This window comes from Streptomyces phaeofaciens (genome assembly GCF_014648915.1).
GTDB classification, from domain to species: domain Bacteria; phylum Actinomycetota; class Actinomycetes; order Streptomycetales; family Streptomycetaceae; genus Streptomyces; species Streptomyces phaeofaciens.
On sequence record NZ_BMSA01000002.1, the window covers coordinates 639,501 to 651,764 of the forward strand.

The window sequence follows — 12,264 nt, forward strand, 5'->3', positions numbered from 1 at the left end:
AGGACGCTCCTGTCCGCTTCGGAAACCCCCCGTCTCACGGGCTGAGCACCGCCGCCATCACCGCCCGCGCGATCGGCGCCGCCATCCCGCCCCCGGTGATGTCGCCACGGACCGCCGACCCGTCCTCCACCACCACCGCGACCGCCACCCCGGGCTCCATCTCCCGCTCGCCCCGCGCCCACGACACGAACCAGGCGTAGGGCGTCCCGGCGTTGCCGACGCCGTGCTGGGCCGTGCCGGTCTTGCCGCCGACGGTCGCCCCGGGGATCGCCGCGTTCGTCCCGGTGCCCTCCCGCACCACGTCCTCCATCAGCTCCCGCATCCGCCGCGCGGTGGACGGCAACATCGCCTGACGTGCCGGACGCGGCCCGGCCGTGGCCACCGTCGCCCCGCCCCGGCGGGTCGTGCGCTCCACCAGATACGGCTCACGCACCAGCCCCCCGTCGGCCACTGCCGCGGCCACCGTCGCCATCTGCAACGGCGTCGCCCGCGTGTTGTACTGCCCGATCGACGACAGGGCCAGCTGCGCCCGGTCCAGCGAGGTGTCGAAGGTGCTCGTGGCGACCGAGAACGGGATCCGCACGTCCGCGTCGTTGAAGCCGAACGCCGCCGCCGTACGCGTCATCCGGGCCAGCCCCACATCCACGCCGAGCTTCGCGAACACCGTGTTGCACGACCACACGAAGGCCGCCCGCAGCGGGGCGTCCCGGCAGCCGTCGCCCGCGTTCGTCAGGCGCGTCCTGGTCCCGGGCAGCCGGTAGGGGGCCGGGGAGCGGGTCGGCTCGTCCAGGTCCGTGATCACCCCCGCGTCCAGCGCCGCCGCCGCGGTGACCACCTTGAACGTCGACCCCGGCGGATACGTCTGCCGGATCGCCCGGTTGAGCATCGGCTGGTCCGGATCGCCGTTCAGCCGCGCCCAGGCCCGCTCGGCCCCGGCGTCGTTCCCGGACAGCACGGACGGGTCGTACGACGGACTCGACACCAGCGCCAGGATCCGCCCCGTCGCCGGCTCCACCGCCGCCACCGCGCCCTTGCGGCCCCGCAGCCCGTCGTACGCGGCGCGCTGGGCCCGGCGGTCGAGGGTGGTGACGACGTTCCCGCCGGCCGGCCGGCCCCGGGTCACGTCGTTCCAGAGCGGGAACGGCGCGAGCATCGGATCGGTGCCGGAGAGGACCCCGTCCTCGGTGTGCTCCAGGAACGTCGTCCCGTACTCCTGCGAGGAGAAGCCGGTCACCGGCGCGTACAACGGCCCGTCGCGGTACGTCCGTTCGTAGCGCAGCTGCTCGCGGGTGTCCCGGGAGCCGGTCACCGGGGCGCCGCCGACCAGGATGTCGCCGCGGGGCCGGCCGTAGCGGGCGATGGAGTCCCGGCGGTTGGCCGGGTTGCCGTCGTAGGCCTCGTTCTCGACGACCTGGACGCGCAGGGCGTTGATCAGGAGGGCCAGCAGCAGCAGGGCGCAGAAGACGGCGGCGTGCCGGATGTACCGGGTCACCGCGCGGCCCGGGAGGCCATGACGCCCCGCTCGACCGCCGTACGGCTCCTGATGCTCATGAGGCTTCCGGTGCTCCCGGTGCTTCTGGGGCCGGTGGTGCTTCTGGGACCGGTGGGACTCATGGAGCCGCCTTTCCGTCGTACTGCCGCCGGGCCGAGTCGCTCACCCGGATCAGCAGCGCCACGATCGCCCAGTTGGTGACGACCGACGAACCGCCCTGCGCCAGGAACGGCATCGCCATACCGGTCAGCGGGATCAGCCCGGTCACCCCGCCCGCGATCACGAACACCTGGAGCGCCACGATCGAGGCGAGCCCGATCGCCAGCAGCCGGCCGAAGGGATCGCGCAGGGCGAGGCCCGCCCGGTAGCCGCGCTCCACCAGCAGGCCGTACAGCAGGAAGAGCGCCGACAGTCCGGCCAGGCCCAGTTCCTCGCCCGCCGTCGCCAGGACGAAGTCGGACTTCACGGCGAAGCCGATGAGATGGGAGTGGCCGAGGCCGAGGCCGGTGCCGAGCATGCCGCCGGCCGCGAAGGAGAAGAGCGACTGGGCGAGCTGATTGGGGCCGAGGCCCGCCTCGATGGAGGCGAACGGGTGCAGCCAGTCCTCGATCCGCCCGTGGACATGCGGTTCGAGACGGCCCACGGCGACCGCGCCCAGCGCCGCCAGCAGCAGACCGACGGCGATCCAGCCGGTGCGGCCGGTGGCGACGTACAGCATGACCACGAAGAGGCCGAAGAAGAGCAGGGACGTGCCCAGGTCCCGTTCCAGGACCAGCACGCCCACGCTGATCAGCCAGATCGCCACGATCGGGCCGAGCACCCGGCCGGTCGGCAGCTGCATGAACCAGATCTTGCGGCCCGCGTACGCCAGCGCGGTGCGGTTCGCCGCCAGGTACGCGGCGAAGAACACCGCGAGCAGCACCTTCGCGAACTCGCCGGGCTGGAGCGAGAACCCGGCGACGCGGACCCAGATCCGGGCGCCGTTCACGGCGGGGAAGAAGATCGGAAGGGTGAGCAGGGCCAGCGCGGCCACCACGCACACGTACGCGTACCGCTGGAGCACCCGGTGGTCCCGCAGGGCTGCCACGACCAGGATGAAGAGCGTGATGCCGAGGGTGGACCACACCAGCTGCGCGGGTGCCCCCCGGTCGCCGGGCGTCTCCAGGTCCAGCCGGTAGATCAGCACCAGGCCGATCCCGTTGAGCAGCACGCCGATGGGCAGCGGCAGCGGGTCGGCGCAGGGGGCGCGCACCCGTACGGCGCAGTGCGCCAGCAGCGCGAGCACACCGAGCCCGGCGCCGTAGCCGGCGGCGCCGGGCGGGACGGTGCCGTTCTTCGCGATGCCGACCGCGCAGTAGCCGTACACCGACAGCAGAACGGCCAGGACGATGAGGGCCAGTTCGATGCCGCGGGGCCGGGGGAGGCGGCCCGCGGTGGCGGGAGCGTCGGCTGCCGCCACGGTGATGCGGGCACCGGTCCCGGCGCCGACTCCGACTCTCGTCATGTCCGGAACTTACCCAAATAGGGCTCCTTGTGAGCCTTGGGCATGGTGTCGTGTCAGCACCGGCGCGACGCCTCGCCGATGGGGTCGCCGTGCGGGCGCCGGTCGTCGTTGCCGTCGCCGCCCTGACTCCAGGGACATGGCGAGACCTCCGTGCGGGGTACGAAACTGACTCGTCGCCACATTAGGGGCACGGTTCAGGCGCCGCCCGTCACGCTGGGCCATCGGGGCGCGGGCACCCGCTCCCTTCGCTACGCCGAAGGAAGCGTCAGCGTCGCGACCGCCCCGCCGTCCGCGGCGTTGGCGAACGTCAGCCGGGCGCCCAGGACCTCGGCCTGGCCGACCGCGATGGTCAGCCCGAGCCCGTGCCCCTTCGACCCGCCCTCGGTGCGGAACCGCTGCGGCCCATGGACCAGCAGGTACTCCGGATAGCCGTCCCCATGGTCCCGTACGGTGACCACCGCGCCGTCCACGGTCAGCCGCACCGGCGCCCGCCCGTGCCGGTGCGCGTTGGCGACCAGGTTGCCCAGCACCCGTTCGAGCCGCCGCCGGTCGGTCTCCACGCGCGCGTCCCGGACGATCCGGACCTCCGTGTCCGTCCTCCCCGACGCCCGCACCACCCGGCCGGCCAGCGCCCGCAGCTCCTCCGCGTCCAGCTCCAGCCGCTCCCGGCCGGTGTCCAGCCGGGAGATCTCCAGCAGGTCCTCGGTCAGGGTGCGCAGCGCCGCCACCCGGTCGCGCACCAGCTCCGTCGGCCGGCCCGGCGGCAGCAGCTCGGCCGCCGCGTGCAGCCCGGTCAGCGGAGTACGCAGTTCGTGCGCCACGTCCGCGGTGAAGCGCTGCTCGCTCAGCAGCTTGCCCTGGAGCGTGGCGGCCATGGTGTCGAGGGCGGCGGCGACCGCGGCCACCTCGTCCTGCGGCCGGCCCGGCTCCTTCGTGCGGGGGTCGTCCACCCGGGCGTCCAGGTCGCCCGCGCTGATCCGCCGGGCGACCCGCGCGGTGGTGTGCAGGCGCCGGGTCACCCGGGTCACCGCGAACGCGCCGACCAGCAGGGTCGCCCCGATCGCCAGCCCGGACGACCACAGGATCGCGCGGTCCAGTCCTTCGATGGTGCGGGCGCTCTGCGCGTAGTCCACCTGGACGGCGAGGGCCCGGTCGCCGTCCACCGGACCGGCCGCCCACATCGTGGGCCGCCCCCGGTGGTCGGCGACCAGCGTGCCGCGCTCCCCGGACAGGGCCAGCGTCCGCAGCGACGCGGGCAGCCCCGGCGGGTCGACGCCCGCGCCGGGGCCGAGGGTGTCCCCGGCCTCGAACGCCGTCGTCGCGTCGTCCAGCCGGGACAGGGCGAGGTCGCGGGCCTGGCCGACGGTCTGGTTCGTCACCGAGACATGCACCAGGACGCCGAGCAGGGCGGCGAGCGCACAGCACATCACCGTGATGAACACGGCGGCCTTCACGGCGAGGGTGCCGGACCACCGGGGGAGCGCGAGCCTCATCGGCCGCTCGCGGAGGTCGAGGGGGCGGCCGAGGAGGGGGCGGGCGAGCGGGAGGAGAAGGCGGAGGAGGGGCCGGCCGAGCCCGTCGGGCGGGGTGACCGCTTCGGGTCGCCGGTCCGCAGCATCTCGTCGTGGGTGAGCAGCATCGCGCGCTGCTGCGGGTCCCAGGTCCACTGGAGCCGGTACTCGTACCCGGCGACCTCCGACGGGGCCCGGATGATCACGGCCCGGCGGGCCAGCTCGACCCCGCTCACCGCGTCCTCGTACGCCATGACCTGGACGAGCCGGTCCCCCCGGACGGTGTAGACGCGGACGGCGGTCAGATTGCCGGGCAGCTGGCGGAAGCCGAGGGTCATGTCGTCGTGGCCGTCGCCGGTGAGGTCGCGGTAGTAAGCCCGCAGGACCGGGCACCGGCTCCCGTCCTCGTCGTGCGGCCCGCAGTCGGCCATCCGCCGGGCGGTCTCGCCGTACGTCCCGTCGGCGTAGTCGCCCGGATGCGCGGCGATCTCCTTGCGCACCACCTCCACCGGGTCCACCGTGCGGATGTCGCCGCCGGGCACGGTGACACCCTTCACCACCTCGGTCTCCACCTCGCCCAGCTCGAAGGCCGGGCTGGAGGCGGGGGTCAGATCCGGCCAGAGCTTGTCCGGGCTGACCGCGGTCGGTGTGGCCCCCGCGCCCTGGAGCCCGCCGGCGTCACCGCAGGCCGCGGCGGCCGTGCCCAGCAGGACGACGGCCACTGCGGCGAGGGCGGTGCGGGTGGGGCGACGGGGCGGCACGGAACTCCTGTGGTGCATGGTGATGCGGGGCCCCGTACACCTTATTCGTAGGGAAGTCCTTTTTGCGTACCGGGCGGGTGGCTGCGGATGAAACGATTGTTCATGGTCACTCGGCCAGTTCCTCCAGCAGCCTGGCCGTCGGCAGCCCCGCCCGCAGGTACTCGACGAACAGCTCGTTGTGCAGGGCCCACGGTGAGCGCCGCGACCGTATCAGCCGGATCGCCTCGTCGGCCGAGTGCCCCCGGCGGGTCAGGGTGTGCGCCACCACCAGCCCCGAGCGGTTGTATCCGCTGTAGCAACGGACGAGGACCGTGCGGCCCGCGTCCAGCGCGTCGCCCGCGGCCTGGGCCAGCCGGATCACCCCCGCGAGCTGGGTGCCGTCCAGCGGACCGTCCGGAATCGGCCACACCTGGTGCTCCACACCGGGGTCCGGCCCGTGCCCGGGCTGCCGCAGCAACGTCTGGACAAGATCGAACTCATCACGCACCACGGCGGACTCCAGCCGGCCGGAGCGCCCGCGGAACTCGTGGCCGCCCATCCACAGGCCGGGCACGATCTCGTCCCACGGGCCGTCCGGCGCCGGTACGTCGGGTTGCTTTCTGCGGGTCCGCAACGGCGCCTCCCCAACGCGCTGCCCGAGGGCCTGCGACATGCTTCTGGAGGGACTGCCCAACTCCCTCCAAAGGTAACCGCCTTCTTGCCCGTGGAGCATGCGGCCTGTTCCCATGGTCAAGGGGTGATGGTGCATGAGCGGACTGCGCGTCATACCGACCTGGCGACATGGCCAGGAACGTCTCTACGTCTGCCTCACGGACGGCAGGAACATCGCCTGGTACGACCGTGAGACGGCCAGGGTCAACCTGCTCAGCGACGACCGCAGAGCGGACGTACTGGAGGCCCTCGGCCCCTTCCTGACCGGCCCGGTCACGGTCGGCCCACCGCCGGTGCCGACCCCGGCGGAGCTGGCCCGGCTCACCCTCCCCCCGGACGACGACCTGGCGCCCAACCGCCCCGGCGAGGCCCTCCTGGTCGCCCTGGACCGCGACCCGGGCCCCGCCCACCGGCTCCGCACCGACCCGCGCCGGCGCGCGCTCGCGGCCGAGCAGACCGTCGGCGAGCTCCTGGACGGCCTCGACGGCGCCGGCTGGCACACCCTGCACTCGATCCCCCTCCCCGGCGGCGACCGCCTCCACCACCTGGCCATCGGCCCCGGCGGCCTCTTCGCGGTCCACACGCTCCACGCCCGCAAGCAGCGGGTACGCGTCGCCGACCCGCTGCTCGCCCTGGGCCGCCGCGATCCCGAACCCCTGCTGCGCCGCGTCCGCGCCGAGGCGGACCGGGCCTCCTACGCCCTGACCGCCGAGGTCCGCCCGGTACTGGCCCTCGTGGGCCCCACGGACATCTCCTTCACCAGCCCACCCCGGGAGGTCCGCGTCCTCACCGACACCGACCTCCCGGACCTCGCCCGCCTGGGCGGCATCCTGAAGCCGGCGGACGTGGAGGCACTGCACGCGATGGCGCGGGACCGGAGGACGTGGGGGAGGGTGTGAGGGGGGCGCCGTACGGCGCGTGAGGGGGCTTCGCCGCCGCTCGGCCGTCCGGCCCCGGCCGGATGCCTCAGCCCGTCCGGCGTTCGAGGACGACGTCCAGGGCCGAAGCGGGGGTCTGGGACGTGGGCCCTGGGGGGTTCGAGGGCGGAGCCCTCGGGGGGTGGGGGGCGGCGCGGCCCGGCCCTCACGGCAGCGGCACGACCCCGGTCCTCACGGCAGCGGCGCAGCCCCCCGCCCTCACGGCAGCGGCGCCGCCCGGTCCGCGTCGAGCAGCGGGGCCAGCAGATCGCCGTGGTCGTGGACGCGGGACGCCACGTCCGGCGCCCGCAGCACCAGCCGCTCCGGCCCCCGGAACTCGGTGACCTCCTCCACCTCCTCCCACATCAGCGGCGCCGACACGGTCGGCTCGGCCCGCGCCCGCAGGGTGTACGGCGTGGCCGTGGTCTTGCGCGCCGCGTTCTGACTCCAGTCGACGAACACCTTCCCCGGCCGCAGGCTCCGCGTCATCCGGTGCACCACCAGCCGCGGCATCGCCCGCTCCGCCTCCACGGCCAGCTCCTTCGCGTACGCGGTGGCCCGTTCGGACGACGCCCCGCGCACCGCCGCCAGCAGATGCAGCCCCTTCGCCCCCGATGTCTTCGCGTACGCCTCGATCCCGTCGGCCGCCAGCCGCTCCCGCAGCCACAGCGCGACCTCGCAGCACTCGGCGACGGCCGCCGGCGCACCGGGATCGAGGTCAAAAACAAGCCGGTCGGCCTGCCCGGGTTCCTGGATCACCCACTGGGGCGTATGGAACTCGGTGACGAGATTCGCCGCCCAGACCAGCGTGGCCAGATCCTGTACGAGCACCATCCGGGCCGGCCCCTCCGAGCGCGGCACCTCGGCGGTGGTGACCCACTCGGGCGTTCCCGGCGGCACGTTCTTGGCGAAGAACACCTGCCCGTCCGGCCCGTCCGGATAGCGCAGGAAGGACAGCGGCCGGTCCCGCAGATGGGGGAGCAGGGCGTCGGCCACGGTCGCGTAGTAGTGCAGCACCTCGCCCTTGGTGAAGCCGGTCGCCGGATACAGCACCTTCTCCAGATTGCTGAGCGCGAGCCTCCGCCCCTCCACCTCTGTGATCGGCGTCATACGATGAGAATCACACGAAAACGGCAGATAACGCCCACCGTGTTCCCGTCGACCACCGCCCCCGGCGACCGACCGCCGCCACCGACCCCCGGCGATCGACCGCCGATTCCCGACCCCCGACCCGCGACCCCCGACCGCCCAGGAGGGTGCTGCACGTGCGATCCATATGGAACGGTGCCATCTCCTTCGGCCTCGTCAGCATCCCGATCAAGCTGGTGAACGCCACCGAGAGCCACACGATCTCCTTCCGCCAGATCCACACCGAGGACGGCGGCCGCATCCGCTACCGCAAGGTCTGCGAACTGGAGGACCGCGAGGTCGGCTCCGGGGAGATCGGCAAGGGGTGGGAGGACGCCGACGGGACGATCATCCCGATCACCGACGAGGAGCTGTCCCACCTCCCGATCCCCACGGCGAAGACGATCGAGATCGTCGCCTTCGTGCCGGAGGACCGGATCGACCCGCTCCAGATGGACGCCGCGTACTACCTCCAGGCCGGCGGTGCCCCCGCCGCGAAGCCGTACACCCTGCTCAGGGAAGCGCTGAAGCGCAGCAACAAGGTCGCCATCGCGAAGTACGCCCTGCGCGGCCGGGAACGGCTCGGCATGCTCCGCGTGGTCGGCGACGCGATCGCCATGCACGGCCTGCTCTGGCCCGACGAGGTCCGCGCGCCCGAGGGCGTCGCCCCGGACACCCCGGTCACCGTCCGTGACAAGGAACTCGACCTCGCGGACGCCCTGATGGACACCCTCGGCGAGGTCGACCTCGACGACCTGCACGACCAGTACCGCGAGGCGGTCGAGGAACTCGTCGCCGCGAAGGCGGCCGGCGAGGCACCCCCCGAGGCCCCCACCGCACCGTCCGGCGGCAAGGTCCTGGACCTGATGGCGGCGCTGGAGAAGAGCGTGCGCGCGGCGAAGCAGTCGCGAGGCGAGGAGCCGGCGGGACAGGCCGCGGCGGAAGAGGCCGAGGTCAGAGCCCTCCCGCAACGCAAGTCGGCCCGTGCGGCCCCGAAGCGGACGGATGCGAAGAAGTCGACGTCCACCGCGAAGAAGTCGGCCTCCTCCGGCACCGCGAGAAAGACGACGTCGAAGACGGCGCAGGCCACGAAGAAGACGACGGCGTCGAAGAGCACGTCGACGACGAAGAGCACCTCGGCCACGAAGAGGACGGCCGCGGCCAAGAAGACCACCGCGAAGAAGACACCGGCGAAGAAGACGACGTCACGCAAGCGCACGGCCTGACCGCCCGAACCCGGCCCCTCGCCCCCGGATCACGCCGTACGACCCGGGGAACCCGGTGCTCCCCGCCCCCTCACCCCACCCGCTCCAGCGCCCCCTCGGCCCCGCCCCGCACCCCGGCCCCGCCCGTCTCCCCCCACCCCCACGGAACCGTCACCAGCGCGACCCCCACCCCCAACCCCACCGCCGCCGCCACGGGGAACCGCCCCCCGTAGGCGAACCCGTGCCCCGCGAAGTACGTCAGCGCACCGGCGCTCACCCCGACACCCGCCCACACCCGCCAGCCGCCCACGCCCCGCACGCCCGCGCCCGGCCGGACCCGCGCCTCCGTCAGTGCCAGCCGCCGCTCCACCGGCCGCAGCCCCCGCACGACCGCGGCCAGCACGACCCCGAGCACCACCAGCCACGGCCCCCGCAGCACCCACCAGCCCGCCGAGCCGTAGTCGGGCTGCGGAGCCAGCCCGGTCAGATAGAACGCGGCGGCGATCACCAGCACGGGCAGCATGTGCCACAGGTACAGCGTCATGCTCGCGGCCCCCAGCCCCCGCACGGCCCGCCCCACCCGCGCCCGCCCCAACCCCCGTCGCAGGACGGGCGCGACCAGCAGCGCCAGCCCGACCTGGGCGACGGCCCAGGCCAGCATGGCCGCCGACGGCGGATTGGTGTTGCTGACGTCCTGCCCGGTCACCAGGATCAGACTGACCGGGAACGGCCCGATCCCGACGAGCAGCGCGAATCCCGCCCCGCCCACGGCCGCCATCGCGGCCGGCACCGCCCGCCCCCTGCCCAGCAGCCCCTCCCGCCAGCAGAAGCCGAGCTGGTACACGACCCCCCACACCAGCAGGTGGTTGAGCGCCCCGACGGCCTCCGCGTACGGCCCGTCCACCGTCACGACCAGCACACCGACGCCGAACCCGGCCACCCCCATCCCGAACGGGACACCGAGCCCGCCCCGCCGATGCAGCGCGTACAGCACCGGAGTCAGCGCGCTGAGCAGCAGATACACCGGCAGGAACCAGAACTGCATGGCCATCGCCCACCCCACCAGCGCGAGCGTGCCCGGATCCACACCGACCGCCGCGCAGACCCCCACCGCGAGCAGCACCAGCCCGCTGTACACGGCCGTGGGCAGCAGCAGTCGTACCGCCCGCTGCCCCACCCACCCGGCCGCCGTCCCGCCGGCCGCCCGCGCCCGCTCCCAGGAGCCGCCCGCCGCGTACCCTCCCGCGAGGAAGAACAGCGGCATGATCTGGAAGCCGAGCGTCAGCCACTGCGTCCAGGGCACCGTCGCCAGCAGCTCCGGCGCGACGATCGTCCCGTCCGGCCGCCGGACCAGCCCGGTGATCAGCCAGTGCCCCAGGACGACGAGCAGAATCGCCCACGCCCGAAGAAAGTCCACGTACCGGTCCCGACTCATGCCCGCAGCTTCCCGTCCCCCCAACTCCCGCACACCCGAAAGCCCTTGTCGCAACCAACCCGTGCCCGTCACGAAACCTGGAACCGCAGGCTCCACCCGGGGGTGGAGATCTGTGACTTTCCGTCACGGAGCGTGTTCGGGCTGCTCTACTCTGCATCCGCGTGGGGATCCTTCGGACGGAGAGTGAGGGGTCGGGAGTGACGGTGTCGGAGCAGGCCGAGGACGTGACGGCCGCCGAGGCCTACGACGAGGTCGAGCAGCTCAACGACCTCAACCGGGCGGTCGGCCGGCAGGTCAGACTGCTAAGGGAACGAGCCGGCCTCGCCCAGCGGGACGTGGGGGACCGGCTCGGATACGGTCCGGACCTGGTCTCCGCGCTGGAGCGGGGCGTGCGGACGCCTCAGCGGGAGTTCCTGGAAGCCGCCGACGAACTCCTCGACGCCGGAGGCTTGCTGAAGGCACTCGTCGAGGACATCGAGCGAGCGAAGGCGAAGGCCCGGGTACGGCATCCGGCGTGGTTCAAGGACTACGCGCGGCTGGAGAGGAGTGCGGTCGAGATCAACGACTACAGCTGCCACGACATCCCGGGGCTGTTCCAGACGAAACATCGGATTCAGGCGCTGTACGAGATGAGGAGGCCGCTACTGGACGAAGAGACCATCGAGCAGCGGGTCGCGGCACGGCTGGCGAGGCAGGAGATCCTGACCTGCTGGCCTCCGACCATGATCAGCACCGTCATTGAGGAGTCGGTGTTGCGACGACCGCTCGGAGGGCCCGAGGTCCACCAAGAGCAGTTGGAGCAGCTGATCCGGCTGGCCTCCCTGCGGAGTGTGGAGCTGCAGGTGATGCCGATGAACCGCACCGAGCACGCCGGTATGGGAGGAGCGTTCATCCTGCTGACTCCCAAGGGGAAGCGTCAGGTTGGCTACACGGAGGCGCAGGACTCGGCGCAACTCACAACGGACGCCGAGGAGGTACGTATCCTGGCCGCACGGTACGGAAGCATCAGGGCGCAGGCGCTCACCATGCAGGAGTCCGTCGCCCTGATCGAGAGCATGGTGGGAGAACGATGAGCACTCCGCAGCCCGCACATCTCGCTTGGGTCAAGAGCAGCTACAGCGGCAATGAGGGCGGTGCCTGCCTGGAGGTCGCCGCCACAGCCGGCACTATCCACATCCGCGACTCCAAGGCTCCCGACCGGGCCCAACTGGCGTTCGCGACCCCGCGGTGGGCCGCGTTCGTACGGTTCGCGGCGCAAGGCTGAGGACCACGTAGGCCCAAGTGGGCTCGAGAGCACGCGGGGAGACCGATGAGCACCGCTGAATCCGCACATCTCGCCTGGTTCAAGAGCAGTTACAGCGGCGCCGAGGGCGGCGAATGCCTGGAGGCCGCCGCCACGCCCGGCACCACCCACATCCGCGACTCCAAGGCGCCCACCCGCGCCCAACTGGCGTTCGCGTCGGCGCGGTGGGCCGCGTTCGTACGGTTCGTGGCACAGGGCTGACGAACCCTCAGTCGTCCTGCGCCGGGTCGGCCGACACGGTCGGGGTCGGGGGTCAGACCGCCGGGGGAGTGAGCGGTGTCTCCGTCTCGAACCCGACCTTGACCCCGTCGACCACCTCCACGGAGGCCCCGGCCGACTCGAAGCGGTCGCGCCCCG

Annotated in this window: 12 protein-coding genes; 5 read left to right on the plus strand and 7 right to left on the minus strand. The window is 73.0% G+C overall.

The window, feature by feature from the left end; genetic code table 11:
• Positions 1-34: 34 nt before the first annotated feature.
• The 5 genes from IE275_RS06395 to IE275_RS06415 all read right to left on the minus strand — a co-directional run bounded on the left by IE275_RS06395 (position 35) and on the right by IE275_RS06415 (position 5,881).
• A complete protein-coding gene (locus IE275_RS06395) occupies positions 35-1,492 on the minus strand; it encodes a peptidoglycan D,D-transpeptidase FtsI family protein (RefSeq protein ID WP_189708448.1) in 1,458 nt (485 codons plus the stop codon).
• Between the two features lie 118 nt (positions 1,493-1,610).
• Complete coding sequence (locus IE275_RS06400; protein WP_189708450.1) at positions 1,611-2,996, minus strand: FtsW/RodA/SpoVE family cell cycle protein; 1,386 nt, start codon at positions 2,994-2,996, stop codon at positions 1,611-1,613.
• Positions 2,997-3,244: 248 nt separating this feature from the next.
• Positions 3,245-4,489, minus strand: coding sequence for an ATP-binding protein (locus IE275_RS06405; protein ID WP_189708452.1), 1,245 nt, complete (start codon positions 4,487-4,489; stop codon positions 3,245-3,247).
• A complete protein-coding gene (locus IE275_RS06410; RefSeq protein WP_189708454.1) occupies positions 4,486-5,286 on the minus strand; it encodes a hypothetical protein in 801 nt (266 codons plus the stop codon). Before IE275_RS06410 ends, IE275_RS06405 begins: the two co-directional genes overlap by 4 nt.
• Before the next feature lie 88 nt (positions 5,287-5,374).
• The gene (locus IE275_RS06415; RefSeq protein WP_189708457.1) at positions 5,375-5,881 is read right to left on the minus strand and encodes a protein-tyrosine phosphatase family protein; all 507 of its coding nucleotides are present in this window, start codon (positions 5,879-5,881) and stop codon (positions 5,375-5,377) included.
• Between the two features lie 133 nt (positions 5,882-6,014).
• Here IE275_RS06415 and IE275_RS06420 point away from each other — a divergent pair, with 133 nt between their 5' ends.
• A complete protein-coding gene (locus tag IE275_RS06420) occupies positions 6,015-6,818 on the plus strand; it encodes a nuclease-related domain-containing protein (protein WP_189708459.1) in 804 nt (267 codons plus the stop codon).
• A gap of 237 nt (positions 6,819-7,055) precedes the next feature.
• On the opposite strand, the gene ligD is transcribed toward IE275_RS06420, so the two are convergent.
• Entirely contained in the window at positions 7,056-7,946 is an 891-nt protein-coding gene (gene ligD / locus IE275_RS06425) for a non-homologous end-joining DNA ligase (protein WP_189708460.1), read from the minus strand.
• Between the two features lie 155 nt (positions 7,947-8,101).
• Between ligD and ku the strand changes: the two genes are divergently transcribed.
• The gene (gene ku / locus IE275_RS06430; RefSeq protein ID WP_189708462.1) at positions 8,102-9,190 is read left to right on the plus strand and encodes a non-homologous end joining protein Ku; all 1,089 of its coding nucleotides are present in this window, start codon (positions 8,102-8,104) and stop codon (positions 9,188-9,190) included.
• A 70-nt stretch (positions 9,191-9,260) separates the two neighbouring features.
• On the opposite strand, the gene IE275_RS06435 is transcribed toward ku, so the two are convergent.
• Positions 9,261-10,604, minus strand: a complete 1,344-nt coding sequence (locus tag IE275_RS06435; RefSeq protein ID WP_189708464.1) for an acyltransferase family protein — start codon at positions 10,602-10,604, stop codon at positions 9,261-9,263.
• A gap of 161 nt (positions 10,605-10,765) precedes the next feature.
• On the opposite strand from IE275_RS06435, the gene IE275_RS06440 reads away from it, so the two are divergent.
• Genes IE275_RS06440 through IE275_RS06450 form a run of 3 tightly spaced genes read left to right on the plus strand, consistent with a single transcriptional unit; the run spans position 10,766 to position 12,108 of the window.
• Positions 10,766-11,677, plus strand: a complete 912-nt coding sequence (locus IE275_RS06440) for a helix-turn-helix domain-containing protein (RefSeq protein WP_229870125.1) — start codon at positions 10,766-10,768, stop codon at positions 11,675-11,677.
• Entirely contained in the window at positions 11,674-11,868 is a 195-nt protein-coding gene (locus IE275_RS06445) for a DUF397 domain-containing protein (protein ID WP_189708466.1), read from the plus strand. The genes IE275_RS06440 and IE275_RS06445 overlap by 4 nt, the downstream gene beginning before the upstream one ends.
• A 45-nt stretch (positions 11,869-11,913) precedes the next feature.
• Complete coding sequence (locus IE275_RS06450; protein ID WP_189708468.1) at positions 11,914-12,108, plus strand: DUF397 domain-containing protein; 195 nt, start codon at positions 11,914-11,916, stop codon at positions 12,106-12,108.
• The last annotated feature ends 156 nt before the right edge of the window (positions 12,109-12,264 follow it).